At 58.9% G+C, this 18,210-nt stretch carries 15 protein-coding genes; 8 read left to right on the top strand and 7 right to left on the bottom strand.

The features are described 5' to 3' along the window. Positions 1 to 9: 9 nt before the first annotated feature. The 5 genes from Q0837_RS00745 to Q0837_RS00725 all read right to left on the bottom strand — a co-directional run bounded on the left by Q0837_RS00745 (position 10) and on the right by Q0837_RS00725 (position 5,283). Positions 10 to 831 carry a DNA-binding domain-containing protein gene (locus tag Q0837_RS00745; RefSeq protein ID WP_298463940.1) on the bottom strand — a complete coding sequence of 274 codons (822 nt, stop codon included), beginning with the start codon at positions 829 to 831 and terminating at the stop codon, positions 10 to 12. Continuing rightward, positions 828 to 1,796, bottom strand: coding sequence for a DUF692 domain-containing protein (locus Q0837_RS00740; RefSeq protein WP_298463937.1), 969 nt, complete (start codon positions 1,794 to 1,796; stop codon positions 828 to 830). Before Q0837_RS00740 ends, Q0837_RS00745 begins: the two co-directional genes overlap by 4 nt. A gap of 22 nt (positions 1,797 to 1,818) precedes the next feature. Further along, on the bottom strand, positions 1,819 to 2,514 hold the full coding sequence (locus Q0837_RS00735; RefSeq protein ID WP_298463934.1) for a hypothetical protein: 696 nt from the start codon (positions 2,512 to 2,514) through the stop codon (positions 1,819 to 1,821). Positions 2,515 to 2,542: 28 nt separating this feature from the next. Further along, positions 2,543 to 4,126: a ferritin-like domain-containing protein gene (locus Q0837_RS00730; protein ID WP_298463931.1), complete on the bottom strand. Its 1,584-nt coding sequence runs from the start codon at positions 4,124 to 4,126 to the stop codon at positions 2,543 to 2,545. Positions 4,127 to 4,443: 317 nt separating this feature from the next. Then, positions 4,444 to 5,283, bottom strand: a complete 840-nt coding sequence (locus Q0837_RS00725) for a hypothetical protein (protein WP_298463929.1) — start codon at positions 5,281 to 5,283, stop codon at positions 4,444 to 4,446. Between the two features lie 236 nt (positions 5,284 to 5,519). Here Q0837_RS00725 and Q0837_RS00720 point away from each other — a divergent pair, with 236 nt between their 5' ends. The 3 genes from Q0837_RS00720 to Q0837_RS00710 all read left to right on the top strand — a co-directional run bounded on the left by Q0837_RS00720 (position 5,520) and on the right by Q0837_RS00710 (position 8,373). Beyond that, on the top strand, positions 5,520 to 6,041 hold the full coding sequence (locus tag Q0837_RS00720; RefSeq protein ID WP_298463926.1) for a hypothetical protein: 522 nt from the start codon (positions 5,520 to 5,522) through the stop codon (positions 6,039 to 6,041). Positions 6,042 to 6,088: 47 nt separating this feature from the next. Further along, a complete protein-coding gene (locus Q0837_RS00715) occupies positions 6,089 to 7,246 on the top strand; it encodes a hypothetical protein (protein WP_298463923.1) in 1,158 nt (385 codons plus the stop codon). Positions 7,247 to 7,320: 74 nt separating this feature from the next. Then, a complete protein-coding gene (locus Q0837_RS00710; protein ID WP_298463920.1) occupies positions 7,321 to 8,373 on the top strand; it encodes a hypothetical protein in 1,053 nt (350 codons plus the stop codon). Between the two features lie 27 nt (positions 8,374 to 8,400). Here Q0837_RS00710 and Q0837_RS00705 read toward each other — a convergent pair whose 3' ends face one another. Next, positions 8,401 to 9,054 (bottom strand): response regulator transcription factor, encoded by a 654-nt coding sequence (locus Q0837_RS00705; protein WP_298463918.1) that lies wholly within the window; start codon positions 9,052 to 9,054, stop codon positions 8,401 to 8,403. Between the two features lie 99 nt (positions 9,055 to 9,153). On the opposite strand from Q0837_RS00705, the gene Q0837_RS00700 reads away from it, so the two are divergent. Further along, the gene (locus Q0837_RS00700) at positions 9,154 to 11,064 is read left to right on the top strand and encodes a HAMP domain-containing sensor histidine kinase (RefSeq protein WP_298463915.1); all 1,911 of its coding nucleotides are present in this window, start codon (positions 9,154 to 9,156) and stop codon (positions 11,062 to 11,064) included. A gap of 6 nt (positions 11,065 to 11,070) precedes the next feature. On the opposite strand, the gene Q0837_RS00695 is transcribed toward Q0837_RS00700, so the two are convergent. Beyond that, positions 11,071 to 12,129 (bottom strand): endo-1,4-beta-xylanase, encoded by a 1,059-nt coding sequence (locus Q0837_RS00695; RefSeq protein ID WP_298463912.1) that lies wholly within the window; start codon positions 12,127 to 12,129, stop codon positions 11,071 to 11,073. A gap of 490 nt (positions 12,130 to 12,619) precedes the next feature. Here Q0837_RS00695 and Q0837_RS00690 point away from each other — a divergent pair, with 490 nt between their 5' ends. Genes Q0837_RS00690 through Q0837_RS00675 form a run of 4 tightly spaced genes read left to right on the top strand, consistent with a single transcriptional unit; the run spans position 12,620 to position 18,179 of the window. Then, positions 12,620 to 13,828, top strand: a complete 1,209-nt coding sequence (locus Q0837_RS00690; protein ID WP_298463909.1) for an NAD-dependent epimerase/dehydratase family protein — start codon at positions 12,620 to 12,622, stop codon at positions 13,826 to 13,828. 43 nt (positions 13,829 to 13,871) lie between these two features. Further along, a complete protein-coding gene (locus Q0837_RS00685) occupies positions 13,872 to 15,425 on the top strand; it encodes a hypothetical protein (RefSeq protein WP_298463906.1) in 1,554 nt (517 codons plus the stop codon). Between the two features lie 13 nt (positions 15,426 to 15,438). After that, the gene (locus Q0837_RS00680; protein ID WP_298463903.1) at positions 15,439 to 17,268 is read left to right on the top strand and encodes a glycosyltransferase family 2 protein; all 1,830 of its coding nucleotides are present in this window, start codon (positions 15,439 to 15,441) and stop codon (positions 17,266 to 17,268) included. Beyond that, positions 17,265 to 18,179: a hypothetical protein gene (locus tag Q0837_RS00675; RefSeq protein WP_298463900.1), complete on the top strand. Its 915-nt coding sequence runs from the start codon at positions 17,265 to 17,267 to the stop codon at positions 18,177 to 18,179. The genes Q0837_RS00680 and Q0837_RS00675 overlap by 4 nt, the downstream gene beginning before the upstream one ends. Positions 18,180 to 18,210 lie beyond the last annotated feature (31 nt).

Raw genomic sequence — 18,210 nt, 5'->3', positions numbered from 1 at the left:
GGGCGCTGCTCACAGTTCCTTGTCAATGAAAAAGCCCAGGCTGAGCCAGCTCGTCTTCAACCCGCCGTGCATCCCCCAATGTTCCTGCACGTCATCGAGGTTGAGGCCATAGTCGGCCGAGCTCCGAGCCAATGCGTCATCGACACTGCCTCCGGCCAGCAGTAACTCAAGAAGGCGATATTGAGGCGCAGTGACCGCCAGCGTTCGAGTGACGTAATCGGTTCTCACCAGCGCATAGTGACTGGCCTGTGCGGGCGGAAAGTCTGGCTCGGCCTCTGCCTTCACATCGTGATAATATCGCGCGACTGGGAAAGCGTAAGCGCAGATCGCGAAGCATGGTTGAAGCGCCAGTCGTTCGTTGGGGGTGCCTGCATCTGCAAACACCTTGCCCTCGTGCCCCGGAGCATCGAACATCACGAATATCTGACGCTCGAACAGGGCCAGCTCGATCATGAAATCGATCCAGTTCTCCTTGTCCCCATCAGCCGCGTCACGGTCCGGACGTGACGCCTTCAGATGCCCGGCAAAACGTCGTCCAAGATCGTAAAGCGTGTAGCTTTCTGGTGGATTGGCCTGGAGGTAATCCAGCGCAAAATCGTCGAACAACTCACGACCTAGTGCATGGCAAAGCGCCGGGAATTGCTCGCGCATGCAGGTGAGCAAGCGGTCGTAGTAGCTACGCTGGTAGATCGCGAGCCGCTGAACCGCATTGCCGCTTGCCGGTTGATCGATCAATTCACCAATCGCTTCGGGATCGGTTCTGCCCGGTGCGATCAAGGCCTGCTGCATCCAACGTTGAACGGTGGGCAACGGATCGCTCTGCGCGGTCACGGATCGACCAGCTCGGTCTGCCCCATCGCATCGGGAATCAGGAAGTCGATGGGCGTAGAATGGGAAGATGTGTTGCCGTCTGGCTGGACCGACTGACCATTCCCGCCAGCCTGCCAAGCCATATAGTCGCGGGCTTTCAGCAGCTCCGCATGACATTCGGCGAATTCCGGGATGTTTCCGTCCCATTCCAGCAAGGTCGCTGCGCCGCCCGTTCTTTCCCACGCCCGCCGGAACAATTCCCAGACCTCCGATCGAACGGCGCGGTCATGCGTGTCGATCATGTGGTCACCGCAATCCTCGTGGCCTGCGAGATGCATCTGAACCACGCGCTCGCAAGGAAATGCATCGATGTAAGCGGCGGGGTCGTAGCCGGCGTTGAAACAGCTCACGAAGACGTTGTTCACGTCGAGCAAGAACCCGCAGCCCGTCTCTTCCCCCAGTCGGCGGAAGAACTCTGGCTCGCTAATCGTCGATTGCCGAAAGGTCAGATAGCTGCTCGGATTTTCGAGGATCAACGGGCGTTCGAGAAAGTCCTGCACCACCCTCACCCGGCTGATGACATGGGCCAGTGCTTCCTCTGTAAGCGGAAGCGGCAGAAGGTCGTGCGAGTTCGCGCCTTGAAAGCCAGTCCAGCACAAATGATCGCTCACCCACATCGCATTGATGTCGGTGGCAAGAGCCTTCAACCGGCGAAGATATTCGAAGTTCAGCGGATCGCTACTACCGATCGACAGCGATACGCCGTGCAGCGCAATCGGATAGCGCTCGGCGATACGGTCCAGGACATGACGCGGCCTTCCACCGGAATCCATGAAGTTTTCGGATATCGCTTCGAACCAATCGACCTCCGGCCAGGACGACAGAATGTGCTCGAAATGAACATTGCGCAGTCCTAGACCCAGGCCTTGCCCGAGTTCGGGCGTGCGCAAGGCCTGCAGCATTTCTGTCGCGATGGCGGGGTTCATTGGGTGCGAGACTACCCTGAAATCAGGAGCAACCACCAGCGCCGCTCGTCCCACTCGAACCACAAGCGGTCATGTTGCCGCGATTCATGTTGTTGTTGGACACCCATTGATAGGCTGGGCCTTTGCCTTCGAACTCGGCTGGCGCGTCTCCCAGCTCTTTGGGCAAGGCGCAGTCGGAGGCGACCTTGCCCATCGACTGTTTGTTGAGCAGCTCGGCCCGCGTCTGCGGCCAGACGGTTTCTTCAAAGACCTTGCGCGCGCGCTGCCAAACACTTTTGCCGCGGTTTGCGCCGTCTGTGCTGAACCGCTCGGCATTGATCGGCACGGCGCAGGAACCGAGCGAGCGGCAATCATTATGCGCGGGGTTTTCCAGCTCTTTCGATGTTCCGTACAATCCGCACCCACCTTGGTTCTTGCAGCTGTTCTGCACGTGACAGGTATGGGCAGGCGTGGTCGCGCAATACCCCTGACCGGCGCAATCGTTCTGCACATTCGTGCCAGTGACCGGGTCGAAATGCCCTTCCAAACCGTAGCGATCGGATGCCTTGCAGCTGTTTAGGCCCATGCAGCTGTGCAGCGGGAGCCCTTCCGGCTGTGTGCCGACGGTTTTCGAAAACGCCGGAGCCTTTGCGAAAGGATATGGCGTTGGCACAGGCTCGCCAGGCCCCGTTTCCGGCTTTTGCTTCAGATGTTCACGGCCTCTGCGCGCTTGGGTCATGTGAATACTCCCACTTCTTAATCAGATTTCAGTTGCTTGGGACTGGCTTGTCGCCGTCCCAGAATGCCTTCACATCGGGCAGATGCTGCGGCGCGCCTTGCGCGTCGGTGGCCGATAATGCCTGCTGGACATAGTAGATCACGCTGTTCGCAGGATTATCCATTGCCTTGTCCTTGGCGATCAATGCCTCGGCAGCAGCGATGGCTTTCTTGCCCAGCACGCCGAGTGTTGCGAAGGAGTTTTCGCGCGGGCCGAGATTGATGTTCTCGAACGTGGCCGCGAAAGACTTACCCGCATGCTTCCCTTCGGTGATCGGGATATCGCGCATCGTCTTGATGAGCTTGTCGAGCACCCAAATCATTGATCGATGCATCCCTTCATTGAAGAACAGTCGCTGGCTTTGCGGCGGCACCAGATACAGCGTCTCGGTCAGCACCAGCATGTATTGGAACACACCGTTGCAGAAGTCGGAGATTGGCTGCAGCTCTTCGGGGTATTCGTGCGTGACTGGATTATCGGGATAGTCGATCACAACTTCGGCGAGTTCGCCGGACCCTATGGTCGGCTCCACTGGTGGCGGCGGAGCGGGATATTTGGGCAGGCGTTCTTTCAGGCCGCCAGATTCCCAATGCGCTTTGTATTCCGCGAACTGCCCCTGGATCGTCAGGAATTTATAATAGTGCGACAGTTCGTGCTTAGACGGATCATCGGTCGGCAAATCGTGCATGTGCGGCTGCGCATAGCCCTCGCCCTGATCGCAGACCGTGTCGATCGCGACATAGGCGTCTTCCTTGCCGCTGATCGTGACCAGTTCGGTCATCCCGGCGTGGCTGTCTTCCTCATTGGAATAGATTGCCCCTTCGGCTGCGCTCTTGCCAACAAACGGCTCTGCGTCCGGATCGGCCGTTTCCGGAGCTGGTGACCAGGGATCAAACTTGCCCTTGGTGTGGACGGTGTCCGTGTTGTTGGGCGAATAGTTGAAGCTCTGGATTTGGTGCTCGGCGCTGCCTTTGCGGAAATCCTCATCCTCGATCCACTTGGTCGCGATGATGCAGCGGACATAGGAATAGACCTGCCCGATGGTCTTCCAGTCCTTGTTTTCCGGGACCGCGTCCATGGTTTCCGGATATTCGATCTGGAGAAAATGCCAAAGCTGCTCGTAATTGAGCTTGCCGAGCGGAATTTTGACATCGTGCGAGCCATCGGGACCTTCGGGTTGCCACTTGTCAGTTTGATGGTGAGCCGGAAGCAATGTGGGATAGCTGTCGGGTGCGAGCTGATACATCTTCGGCATCTGGCCGAGCGAATAGAGAATGTTCGAAGAGAGTGACATGTGCAGCATCTCTTCGACTGCTACACTCATGATCATGCCGCCAGTCTTGTTGGCGAATATGTCGCTTGGCCGCATGTTCTCGCCGCTGTGTACGGTCCGATTGATCGAATAATACGTGTAGAGATAAATCGGAATTGTCGCGAGTTCGATTTGGACCGCGACTTGAAGCAATTTCTTGAGTTCGGCGAGCGCAGTATCGCGATCAAGCGTTTTATTGAGGGTTTCGATTAGGTGATTTTCAGCCGGTGTAAAACGAGTGATCGGATCATGCTTGTTCATACAGCCTCACTTCTTTGGCATCGCGTACGATCATTGCCCAATTGAAAACAATCGCAATCACGGAAGCCTTTGCAGGATTGAAGGAAATTGAATCTCATCGAATATTTTGTATTTCTCGTCTTCAACACTTAATATTCTGTAACACTTCAGATGCAAATACAAGAATCCAATTTCCGAAGATGTCCTATTGAAGTGTAGAGAGCATTTTTCAAAAATCCTGTCAGCCGATTTTATCTAATCCCCCAATACTGCCAATCGTCGAGGTATGTTCGATAGTCGCCGCGATTCTAGAAACGTCGCCGGGCCGAGAAGATGCATCAAACGCATGGTTCTCCGCTCCATTGGCCAGAGCGACCACCGCGTGCGCACATCCATTGTTGCCATTGCTCAGTTACGGTCCAACCGCCTTCCTGCGTCTGGCGAACGACTGCAAAGACCCGGCGGCCGGAAACGCTATCATCGAGATAGCCGTGCTCTTCGATACGGACGGCCACAAAGGGGGCTGCGCCTCGCCCGCCTGGACCAGGCCCAGGCTTGAACTCCATTCTTTGCTGCCAGCGCGCCTTGCCGATGCGAACATCAGCCACGCCGCGTCCCTCCATGCTTTCCGGGTGGTTGCCCAGCAACTGACCGACCAGTTCGCCCATCGAGGGTGCGGTCAACTCTGCAAGCTCGCCCAACTCTGCCGCAACCCACCCCTCGAATGTGGAGCGCCGGAGAACTTCAATGTCCGCCTCGCCTCTTACCGAACCATGCTGTCCGATGCAGCCGGATTGCCCGGCACCGTCCGACACGTCGAACACTCCCTTGTATTGGCCGTTGAAGATAATGCTGTAGCGCCTCGGCTCGACGGCCTCGGCATTGAGCGTTAGCCTTTGCGATCCCATGCAATCGGCAGTCCCAATACGCTGATCGCCAATCTGACTGAACTCGCCATCAATCTGGATCATTGCATTGGCCTGATCCACCTCAAGGGTGAACTTCCCCTCATGGCGGGGTGATGTCGGCAGGCAGCCACTGGCGATTTCTGCCGAGAGCGTTTTCGACCCCGTCGGCAGTTCAAGGCAAATCTTGCTCACACTCGCTTGCGCCTGAGTTGCGGCCAGCGCTCCTGAAAGGATCGCCAGCTTCATGATGCGGTTCGTCATCTTGTGCATGTCTCTTACTCCTTGGTCGGCGGTGCGCCGCCTCATTGAACGCGAACCAGCATCGCGATTTTCCGGCCAATGACGATGGGGTGCTCCCCCCAATTCTCAGTCCCCGCTGACCTGCCCCAACTTGCGCGGAGATGAACGGAAACCCCGCCTGATTGGGGGATGCACCTCATTCCGCTTTGGTCCGGTCGCTGCGACAAATTCCTCACATTCGAACCGCTCGATTTGAGGAGAAAACAATGACCTGCACAACTGCCAAAAGGTTAGCAATCGCCGCAGCCGCCTTGTCGCTTGGCACGACAGCGCTGCCCCAAACCGCCCAGGCGCAGATACCAGCGCTGCTTCCGACCGTAGACCAGGTTGAACCGCTCGATCCCCTGCCAATCGACGGAGTTTGGGAAATCCGCGAGATCGGCAAGCGGATCGTTGTCGAAAACGGCCATGCCCACGCCGAAGACGGTTGGGTCCATATGCTGATCTTCAAGATCAATCCGGGTCAGGTCGTGCTCACCGACTTGCGTGAAACGAACGATGGCAGCTTCGCCGGGCGCGACCTGCCGCTGATGTCGAACATCCGTTTCGAATGGATCGATGACGACACGCTTCGGGGCCGCACCCAGGCGCTAATCCCGATCACTTATCACCTCGACCGTGTCGACAGCTTTACAGGCGCAGAGCCCTACCCGGACGAGCCTGGATATGACGGGCCAGAATACGACGATCTCCCCGTCGACGACGGCGAACATGTCGAGCCGTGGTGATCAATCCAACCCCAACCAACAACACAATCTCAATGGAGGATAAGACGATGTTCAAGATGATTTTTCAGGCGACGGCAGTCTTCGGATTGGCGCTCGGTACGACCATGATTGCCCCTACCGAACCGGTTCAGGCGGCCTCATTCAAAAAGTCATGCGGCGGCCTCAATCAGAAAAGCTGCGTCCATGTGAACCCGAAGAAATGGTGCAAGGCCGGGCTGACTTACAAGCCCCGTATCGGGAAGCGCGGCATCTGCATCAAGAAGGTTTCGAAACCCAAACCAAAGCCCAAGCCCTGCGGTGGTTTGAACCAAAACAGCTGCGTCAGCCCCAATCCCAAGAAATGGTGCAATGCCGGTCTAACCTACAAACCACGCATCGGCAGACGGGGCACATGCGTGATCAAGCCACCCAAACCGGCATGCGGCGGGCTGAACCAGAATAGCTGCTTCCATGTAAATCCCGCAAAATGGTGCAACACAGGGCTGAGCTACAAACCCAACATGTTGCGCGGCAAGCGAGGCACCTGCATCAAGAAGGTCCGCAATTCTGATCGGATCGCAGTGGCCAAGACGGTGATTGAGGAAATTGGCGACAACAATCCGCTCGCCAACCTGACGAAATGCCTCAATCGGTCGCACATGCTGAACCAGCTCAAAGACGCAATGAAGGATCGTTCTCGCAATGGTGTGAATCGGCTCCTGCGGGCATGCGGCACCAGCCACACGGCGCTGCGCGACATGGGTAACTTGCCAGCGCTGAATGCAGGCACGTCCAGCGGTGCAAGTGTGCGCAGCGCCGGTGGCGGAAGCGGCGGCTACTTCAAGACGCTGACCATCACGGTTGGCGGCAGCGGCGCGGCCTGGGTCGCCGGATCTGCATCCACTGGGATCGCGATCGAGCTGAAGAAGAGCCCCAATGCACGCTGGTTCTTCACCGGCGGTGTCGGAGCCGGACCGAAGGCCGAGGTGGTCGGTGATGTGACCGTCGGGCTGTCGCGTTCGACCATCCCGACCAGCCGAGTTGGCAGCGACCATGGCACTTCGGCGGTGGTCTCCGGCCACTATATTGTCGGCCTGTCGGGCGGCGTCGACTTCGCCGGAAACACCCTTGGCTTTGACGGTATCAGCTTCGGTGCCGGCGGCGGGGTCGGGGTTGGCGGAGCGGTCTACAAGACCGGCGCAGTCTATCCCTTCAAGGACTATTGATCCAAGGTGACGGCGACCCGGCTGCAAATACGCAGCCGGGTCGCTTCGATTTTCGTGAGTGAAAGGATTTGACCATGCTCCGTTCAAGCTCTCCCTCTCTTCTGGCGCTGGCCGTCGCCGTGTTGGCCTCTGGCTGCGCCACCACGCCAAAGGCAGAGGTGACAGCAGCCTCCGAACTCGCAACCGAGAGCACAATCGCGAGCAGGCTCTGCAAGACCGGTGAGATGACCATTCTTGACGGTTCGGTGCAGGATGACTTCGGTCTCGATATCGCGGTTTGCGTTGCCCCCGATCATACGAACGGCCACGCGCTCATTTCAGCGCGTTGGGAAGGCGAAGGCGGCGACGACGAAGTTTCCTGCCTTTCCAACGCCTGCGAGGGTATCATCGAGTACTCGCGCTACACCCGTGCGCGTTTCACTTTGCTCCAGATCGCGTGGTACAAGGATTATCAGGTACAGCGCGTCTCACAGAGCGTGGAAGCGAGCACCCAAGAAGAAGAGGTGTCTCTAGCTTCAAGCCATAGCTGGAGCTTCGCAGGCACGCCGGTTGACGACCGCACCGAATATCCAGTCACGAATAGAGGCAGCGATCTTTCATTGATGTCGATAGAAAGCTATTTGCCGCAGCAAAGCTGGACGTCACCCTTGCTTGCATTGGTCGATATCCGCCCCGAGGTTCGCCCCACTTCGACCGGCATCACGATCTTTCACGGCCAAGGCGAGCGGCAAGAATACCCGTTCGGCAGCCCATCAACCGAAGTGCTCGGCGCTCTCCAACCCTTGATTGGAGACCCAGCCATCGCAGAAATCATGAGCGAATGCCCCAATTCGCCCGCCGACAATGCGGCCTATCCTGGTTTTTCGCTGACCATTCAGGAAGGCGCTTTCACGGGCTGGTTCATGCGGCAAGGTGACGACCGGACATACCCGCTCAAACCCACCCTCGAAACAGGCGTTTCAGCAGGCGATCCCGTCTCTGCGCTGTCCAGCGCACCTCAACCCGTGACAGAAGGCACGCTGGACAATGAATTCGAATGGCAGGGGATGATGATGATCACCGATGGCGCGGGCGATGATGCCCGGATCGACGGAGCCGGAGCCGGTTCCAACTGCATTTTCCGCTAAGGATCAAAGACAGTGCCGGCCTCCAACTTAGCTCGAACGCGGATCGATCAAACCTTCGCGCAGGGCGTAGGCGATCAATTCGGCCGCGGAATGCGAGCCTGTCTTGCCCATCACGCTGGTGCGATGACGATCAACCGTCTTGATGCTGATGCCGAGCGCTTCGCCGATCTCGCGATTGGTCCGGCCCGCAACAACCTGGTTCAGAACTTGCCGTTCCCGGTCGGTCAGCGGTTCCAGTTCGGCGCTGTCTTCAAGCAGACGAGTGAACCGGCTGCAGACGATCCTGCCTCCTTCGAGAATCCGCGGGATGGCGCGTGTGACCTCGCCAATATCGTCGGCTTTGCAGAACACGCCGTCGGCGCCGACTTCGACCAGTTCGGCGATCTTGCCGACGGCTTCCACGCCAGTGAAGATGATCACCTTGGTCTCAGGCGACCAACGCCGCGCTTCGAGCAGCACTTCGGTGCCTCCCGCGTGCGGCATGGTAACATCCAGCATGAGCAAATCGGGACGATGCTTGCGGATAGCGACAATGGCATCGATGCCATTGTCGATCTGGTCGACGATTTCGATCCGGTGGCCGTCCAACCTATCTTCATCGGTGATCGAAGCGGTCAGTGCGTCGCGGATGATCGCATGATCGTCAGCGATCACCGCCGTACAGGTTCTCCCGAAGCTCAATCAGATCGCCCCCAAGCGCCCATCGCCATTCCTGGTTGGCACCGTATACAAAGGGCGATGCAGGGGAAGACCGTTTTTTTCCGGCTTTTGGCCGCCTGCTTGGCATTCTTAACCTTCGCCGCGGCGCCCATTGCCCATGCTGCTGCCCAGCAAACTGTGGTGCTCCAGCCCGGCAGTTCCAACGAGATGGTCGAGGGCTCGGCGTCCTACCTCATCACCGAGGCGGGCGCAGAAATCGATCTGGCAGAGGCGCTAGCCGAGTATCGTGAGGGCCGGTTTGAAAGTGAAAGGCGATCAGGCGGCGTATCGGAGTTTCACGATTGGCGCGCTTGGATCGCCCTGCCCTTCACCAACCCTGCCGAACCCGGCACGGCCGACCTGCGACGGATCATCGGCATCGGCGGCATCTTCGTGGAGCCCCCGCGCGTCTATCTAAGCTGCGAAGGCGCCGCGCCGGTTGAGATACTCGCTACCCAGACGGGCAAAGACCGCCCGCTTAGCGCGCGCTATTTCACCTATCTGCGTTCGCAGAGCTTCACCGTCGGCGCGGGACAAAGCTGCCTTGCGCTCATCAATACCGCCAGTTCGGACAACCCCAATATCGGGATCTTTCGCGAAGGCGAACTCGGCACCAATCAGGTTGTGGCTGTACTGCTCAAAGGCGGGTTCACCGCGACGCTGCTTATCATAGGTCTTATCCTCGCGATCGTATCTTACCTTACGTCGCGCCCGCTAGGTGTCCTGATCGGGATCGCCTATTCGGTCACAATGCTTCAGAATGAAGCGTCGCTGTTCACCACGACATTTGTTACCTCCTCGCTGACCGCCAGATTATGGTGGGAAGCAGCAACTTTGCTTGCGATCTTCGCGATACTCTATGTCTTCCTCTTCGGTTTTCGGAAGGAATTGCGGCTCGAGAATAGCGTGATCCGTGTCGCTGCGTCAGCGGCGTTGATGGTGCCTCTGATCGCGATTGCGCTCTACTCGAATTCTACTCCAGACATTCTCTGGGCGCTGTATCTCGGACTATTCTTGTTCGCGATTACCGTTGCGCTGCGGTTCGACATTGCCCGGCCGTTGCGATTGGCTGCAGGCGCGATCCTGCTCGCCAGCGCCATTGGCGCGCTGCTGGTGGAGCCCTATTACCTTGGCCGCGATCTCTCCGACCTCACAATCGAGTTCACCCGTGATACGCTGAGACTGCTGGCCGGAATTGGCATGCTCATGCTGCTACTGGTCGACGTGCTTCGCTCTCGCCGTGAACGCAATCGAATGGTGGCCGAACGGATTGATGCGCTCGAATCTCAAGCGCAAACGGACCGCCGCCTGCTCGAAACCGAGCGCGAGTATGCGAGGGCGCGTGACGCAGCCGCAAGGCACAAGGCACAGCTGGCGGCGGCAAGCCACGATATCCGTCAGCCGATCACTGGCCTGAGGGCTGCCGTTGGCAGCGAGGCGGATCGGCTTTCGCCTGCGCTCCAATCCAGGCTGGGCGAGGCCATCGATTATTTGGAGCAATTGACCAACGAATATTCCGATCGGGATAACCGCGCTGGATTCGCCAATACCGAGACGGAAGCCGAGCCCTATTCACTCACTTTGGTCGTCAAAGCAGTGAAAGACATGTTCGAAGCCGAAGCGGAGAACGCAGGGATCGAATTTCTGGTCGAGACAGATAATTGCGAATCCCGCGTTCCGGCTCTTGCCCTGATCCGGTCCACCAGCAACCTTGTCGCCAACGCGATCCGTCATGCGGGTGCCGCGAAGGTCATGCTGAAGCTCTCCATGGACCAAGACTGCCGGATCACCGTTAGCGACGACGGCAAAGGGATGGATCACGCCACTCTGCAAAACGTGCAACAATCTGGAGCTAAGTCCGAGGCATCCGAGGGCGAAGGCCTCGGACTAGCTATCGTCCATGACCTGGCACGCCGTCATGGCTTCAAATTCGAAATGGAATCACAACCGGGTGAGGGAACCGTGGGCACGATCACTCTGCCAAGCGGCTGAACAACTTCAACGCATCGGAGCATTGGCCAGCGAATTTTTAAGCGCCGTCAGCATCGGTTTCGGCCTCAACTTGTGATCGAACGGATGCCCCCGCAGCGCCTGACCATCGATCCTCTTGCGCCAAGGCGGGTAGCTGTCGCGGTTCATGTAACTCGGCCCATCGGCCAGCGACCAGACGATCAGTTCGGTCACGTTGGGAAAATCGAGTGTGATGTCGAGATAGGCCTTGCAATGCTCGGCCACCCTTTGGTCCCGATAATCCGGATCAGTGTTGGAGATATTGCGGTCGCTGCAGTCGAACTCCGATAGCACCACGTCCAGGCCCATGCCGCGCACTTCTGTTAGGAAATCCCGCCAAGCCCGTTCATCACGCGGCCTGCCCAGCGTCTTGCCTATATGGCTCTGGATACCCAATGCATCGATCGGAAGGCCTCGCGCCAACCCTCGCTCGAGCAGGCGAAGCACACCGTTCCTGTGGGTGGGTTCAGCCTCCCAGCTCATCGTCTCATTGTAGACAAGCCGAGCCTCGGGGCTCTTCTGGCGTTGGATGCGAAAAGCGAGATCGAAAAACCTGCCTCCGAGTAGCCGGGTGAACTCGGTTTCGCGCAGTTTGCCGGTGGCCGGGTCAACGGCCTCGTTCATCGCATCCCAGCATTTGATCGAAGGAAATTCGCGGCCAAGGAACGAGCCATGCCGCCACATCTTCCGCGTGATCTCGCGCGCATCGCGCTTGGCCAATCCGCTCGCCTGATCGACCAGCCAAAAGGGCATGCGGTCATGGTGGTTCCAAACGAAGCAGTGACCGCGCAAGCGTTTGTTCTTCCGCCGCGCCAAATCGATGGTCCAGTCGGCACCTAGACGATCATGGCGGCGTTCGCGCGGTTCCATATGCCGCCATTTGAACGCGTTCTCCCCGACCAGCGTGTCGCAGTGCAGAAAGGACAGTTCGGAGTAGTCCCGGTACCCCATCGCCCTGCGGGACACTGCGCTGCCAAAACGCAGCCCGCGAGAATTGGCGAGTTTCGCAAGGGAAAAACTCTCATCGGCCAAGGCGATCGACGGCATCCCACAGGCAGCAACGCCGCAAGCCATCTTGCCAAGAAATTCGCGCCGCTGCATCCAATTCCCAACGTTCTTATTCGCTCGCCGTTGAACATCGGCGAGGTCGAGCATGTGAGCGATGATCGATTAACGCTCAATTTCAATCGACTGTCCGCGCGGTTAAGATCGACCGAAGCACAGCACTGTCAACAGACAGGACTAACTACGGACATGTCTCGGCCGCAAACCGCTGAAATCCTAGCTCCAAGAGCGGGATCGATGCCCTGATGCAGCCCGACGCCTCTCGCGCCACACAAAGGTATCGATGAAAAACTTACAACTTCGAAAAGTAAAATGATGTAAAAATTGAACCTGCAAAATCCAGTTAATGGTCAATTTTTAGATAACATTGTTTACATCTCAACTCAGCGCTCAAGTGTAACGGTTCATCAAACAGCCATTGGCGCGGACTACAATTGTCCGCACAATAAAAGTGCAATTAGGGTCCGTACTTATGCGTATATTTGTCTTTGGTGGAGATGGTTTCTGCGGCTGGCCGACAGCGCTCCACCTGTCGAAGAGCGGTCACGACGTGACCATCGTCGATAACCTTTCGCGCCGCGAAATCGATGCGAAGCTGGGTTTGCAAAGCCTGACGCCGATCACCGAACTGCAGGAACGCATTGCAGCGTGGCGCGAATTGACCGGCAGGATTATCCATTTCGAGCATCTCGATATCGCCCGGGAAGCGCCGCGGCTGGATACGCTAGTAGCGAATGGCAAGCCAGATGCGGTCGTGCATTTCGCCGAGCAACGCGCTGCGCCTTATTCGATGCGCGGCCCGGACGAGAAACGCTACACCGTCGACAACAATATCAGCGGCACGCACAATCTGCTCGTCGCACTGACTCAGCATTCGCCCGACACGCATTTGGTCCATCTCGGCACGATGGGTGTTTACGGATACAGCGGCAACGGCTTCTCTATACCCGAGGGGTATCTCGACGTTGCGGTGACCGACGATCACGGTCAGCCACAATCGCGCGAGATCCTGTTCCCGACCAAGCCGGGCAGCGTTTATCACATGACGAAGTCGCTCGATCAGCTGCTCTTCCAATTCTACGCGCAGAACGATGCGCTCAAGATCACCGACCTGCATCAAGGAATCGTGTGGGGAACGCAGACCAAAGAGACGAAGCTCGACCCGCGCCTGATCAACCGATTCGATTATGATGGCGAATACGGCACGGTCCTCAATCGCTTCCTGGTTGAGGCAGCGATTGGTCATCCATTGACGGTGCACGGCACCGGCGGTCAGACCCGTGCCTTCATCCATATTCGCGACACAGTGCGCTGCATTGAGCTCGCTGTCGGCAGCCCGCCGCAGCGCGGCGAAAAAGTGAAGATCCTTAATCAGGTCGCCGAGACATTGACGATCATTGATCTTGCAAGGCTCGTTTCCGATCGCACCGGGGCCGAGATCGCGCACGTCCCCAACCCGCGGGCCGAGGCAGCAGAGAACGAGCTGGTAGTCAGCAATGAGACCTTCCTCGCGCTTGGTCTCGACCCAACGCTGCTCGACAGCGCGTTGCTCGAAGGCACGATTGCCTTGTCCAAGCGGCATAGTGACCGTGTCGACCTGTCTATGATCCCAGCCCGCTCTGCATGGAACCGGGAACGCCAGAAGCAGATTTTCGAGAACCCCCAAGCCGCCGCAGCCTAAAGCTGGATTGGCGGCAAAAGAAACGAAAACAGGAGGGCAGGCCATGCGTTTAGCGGGACTGGGAATTTTGGCATTGGTGCTGGTCGGGATTCTGATCCTGCTTGGCCAAAGCGGCGCGTTCGATGCCGCTTGGCAGCGCACCACGGGTAGCGATATCCAGCGGTTCGAGGACCGCGATGATGCCGTGCTCGCCAACTTCGATGTCGATGGCAGCGCGGTATTTGGCGCACCGATCACCGACGAAAGCCCCATCATCCTCTCCGGGCTACCGTCCTTCGCAGGTCTGCAATTTCGTCTGCCGGTCGATGCTCGCCCGGTTTCCGGCGACCTCGATCTCGCTTTCACCAGCCTCGTCGCCGAGGACGTGGAAGGCGTTCTGCGTGTCACGATCAACGGTGTGAAGCGTGCCGATTTCCTTCTGCGTGAAGGCGAGCGGACAGACGCATTGCAAGTGCAGCTCGCCCCGTCCGATCTGTCATCGGGCGTTCTATCGGTCGGGCTCAGCCTGCAAGGGCGCGGGCCGATTGCCGAATGCACCACCGACGATGCGATCGCCGCAGTGGTGAGCATTGACGGTGAGAGCGGCCTTCAGCTCAACCTGTCCGATGCACCAACAACCACGCGGGACCGCCTGGCTCTTTGGGGTGACAGGGTTCCGGTAAGCTGGACTGGTGAGACAGCAGGTACGGGCGCTCCCGCAACATTGCACAAGGCGGCGATCCTGCAGCAAAAGGGATACCGGCCGCTGTTTGCAGCGAGCGGCATGGCAACCGATGCGCTGACCACCCTTGCCGGAGAAGCCGAGCGCCGCAGCACCTTCACCATGCCCGGCGCCTATCCGATCTCCCTTTCAAGCGATCCCACGAATGAAGGACTGCGCAAATTCACCCGGCGGGTGAACTGGCGCTATGCCTATGACGTAGCGGATCTGCCGGACGGTCAGTTGCCATCAGCGCTCGATCTGCGTCTGCAAGTTGGCCCTGCAACCAATGAGCTGGAGCGGGATGTCGTCGTAACCATGAACGACCGCTTGCTGTTCTCGCGCCGTGTCAGCGCAGAGACCGAGCGGCTCAATCAATCCGTCGCTATCCCAGCCGAGTTGCAGCGCCAATCCAACGCGCTCGACATCTCAATCTCGGCATACGACGCCGACGATGTGCGCTGCGGTGACATCGCTCAATCGGTAGCAGAATTGCTACCCGAAACCGTGCTGCGCGGCGGCGAGGCAGGCTTGACCGACGAACTCGCTACCTTACGCGGATTGCTCTCCAGCGCAGGCAGTGTCGCCATCAACGCAAGCGACCTTTCCGCACCGGATGCGAAAGCGGCAACCGACCTGATCGGTGGCCTTGACCCTGATCGGTGGGAAGCTGCCTCAGGCGCCAGCGGCGCAAGCATACAGGTGGTCAGCAGCGGCGCAGCGGTCGGCAATGGGCAAGCTGCGCAGGGACGCGCAAGCTGGCTGGTCTATCGCGAACTCGGTGCGGGCAATCCGATCCGCGCGCAGCGGCTCGGCAGCGGTCCGCTGCCTGCCGTGCCCGGAGTGGCGCTGCTCGTGAGCGCGGCGGGCGCTCCGGCGATAGCTGCCGAGCAGTGATGGTGGGGCGCCCATGAGTCCCGCACAGGACAGTGCGATCCGCAAAGGGATCGAGTTTCGTTCGGTCGACAGCCAGCCCGAAGGCCTGTCAGTTCGAGTCTCGACCCTGCGCGCGCCTGCCCTGCTGCTGACTTTCGGCATTCTCTCGGTGGTTCAGCTGTGGCTGTTCCAGACAGGGCTATACGATTGGCTGTTCCCGCATAGCGACTACATCTTCGCACCCTATGCCGGTGAGCACTCGATCGCGATCCGCACCTACATCGTCTCGTTCTACATCGCTTATTCGATCTTCGCCTCGGGCAGTCCGGTCGCGCGGTTCTATTTCGCGAGCGAGTTGATCTTGCGGTTCCTGGCGATCTGCGCGGTAATGGACCTCGTCAACAGCGCATTCTTCTCTGTCTTTGGGTCGCAATACCCACTTACGGTGGTGCAGATCACTGCCGGACTGATCGGCTTCGGACTGTTTTCGCTAATGCTGGTCGAACGTGGAGCCATGCCGGAACAGAAACCAGTCATGACCGGTGAGCAAGAGAACCTGCGGATGCTGCTGCGCTTCCTAGCGACCGCAACGATTGCCGGTTTCATCTCGGCCTATGTCGGATCGCTCGATAGCCCCGTTGTTGCGGGCATGCGCGAACTTACACTCCTCGGAGGCATCGGGCCGGGCGTCTTTCTGTTCCTGCCGCTGCTGTTTCTGCAACTCTACCTGATCGGCGTGATCGAGCGCGCAATCTCTGCGGCGAAGGACTTCTCCGCGCCCGTCAGTGTGATCGTGCCCGCCTTCAACGAAGACCACATCATTGCCGAGACCATCCGCCATATCGACGAGGCAGCGCAGGAATATCCAGAAGAGATCGAGCTGATCATTCTCGACAACAATTCCAGCGATCGTACAGGCGAAGTCGCACGCGCCGCACTTGAAAGCGCTGTCGCCTTGAAAGGCCGCGTGATCCATGTAGCGCGAGCAGGAAAGGCCTACGCGCTCAATCGCGGGGTTGAGGAAGCGAAGCACGATTTGGTGCTGCGGATCGACGCAGACACGCAGATCGCAGCCGACAACATCACGCTCGCGGTGCAGAATTTCCACGATCCCCATATCGGCGTGGTCGGCGGTATTCCGATGCCGCCCGGCGGCGGACTATTCGACCGCGCGAGGCTCGTCGAGGTGCTGCTCAAACACGGCTATTACTCCCCGGCCCTCAGCGCGTTCTGGGGCTTGATCGGCGTGCCAGGAATGTTCGCGCTCTACCGGTCCAAAGCGCTGCGCCAGGCCGGACCTTTCGCGACCGGCATGAATGGCGAAGACACCGACATGTCGTTCCGCATTTCGGAGCTTGGCTATCACGCGATCGTCGATCAGCGCGTGCGCTATATCTCCGAAGTCCCCGCAACCGTCGCGCATATGCGCGAGCAGCGCATGCGCTGGTTCCGCTCGGTCTATCATGTCACTTCGCGTGCCAAGGAAGCGCTCGTCTCGCGCAGCCTGAGTGTTCGCGGCAAGCTGGTGCTGCCTTACATGCTGCTCAACTCCGCGCGGCGCGCGATGATGGTGCCGATCCTGATCTTCGGACTGTTCCAGCTGCTGACCGACACTGGAACCGACAATGCGCTGGTGTGGCAGGCCATTGTCGCCGTGCTTGTCGGCGCGCCGGCTCTGGTCGCCGTGGCTGCGATCCTGATCAACCGGGAATGGCTGGCGCTGCTCGCCATGCCCGAATATCTCGCCTTTCGCGCGATGCGCGCCTGGTACACGCTGGAATCGGTGCTTTCGATCCGCATCAGGCGCTCGGCGCGACCGGTCAAACGAACATCCATCCCCAGTGGCTCGGAGAAAGCCGCATGAACAATCGATCAAACACCTCCCTGTTTGCAGCGCTACTTTTGGCCAGCCCTGCCGCCGTTCTCGCGCAGAGCGACGCCGACCCATTCGAGCTTGAAGTTGAGGCCTATGGCGGCCGCGCCGTCGTGCCACCGGACATTATCGAAGCCGATATCGAACAGAACCGGCTCGAAGGGGTGATCGGCGGAGCCGCCATCGCGCGCTACAAGATCGACGACACCCGGCTCTTCGCCCGGGTTGGCGCGGAGGTGTTCCCAGTTGAATCCTTGTTCAATCGCTATGCAGTCGGCATTGGAGCGAGCCAGGACATTCCCATCGCTCAGGGCGGTCGTATCCGCGCGCGTCTTGGCGGCACTTACGATCATGTGATCGGCGAGGAAGGCCGGGTCTTCAACCGTATTCGCGGCGATGCGCAGCTGATTGTCCGCCATGGCGGCGGCCACACCAGCGTCGCGCGCGTCCGCTATGGGTATCGCAATCAGAGCGAAGAGCGGTTCTCCGGATTCGATCAGGATGAGCTGGTGGGCGAAGTCCGTCACCAATGGCGCCGCCCGGGCAGCGACACATCGATCAATGTCGCCGCCTATGTCATCGACATCGACGCCGAAGATGATCGTTTCAGCTATCAAGGCATTGGCCTGCGCGCGATTGTGAGGGCTCCTCTGGGAGGAGAAACGCTTGTCTTCGCGCGCGTCTCCTACGTAACCCGCGATTTCGAAGACCCGTTCAACCAGCAGTTCCCGATCGCCCGCGATGACGATGTCTGGCGGATCAGCGGCGGCATTGAGCGACCGCTATTCGGGCGGGTCGTCGGCTTTGGCGAGGTCGGATATATCGACAATGCGTCCAACATCCCGACGCGCGACTTCTCCGGATTGATCGGACGCGCGGGCATCCGGGTGCGCTTGGACTAGCAGCGAGAGGCGCCAACTTCGCGGAAAACAC

The sequence above is a fragment of the uncultured Erythrobacter sp. genome, from assembly GCF_947499705.1.
Taxonomy (GTDB): Bacteria; Pseudomonadota; Alphaproteobacteria; order Sphingomonadales; family Sphingomonadaceae; genus Erythrobacter.
The sequence above is the reverse complement of the archived record's forward strand: the minus strand, read 5'-3'. Positions and strand labels throughout refer to the sequence as shown.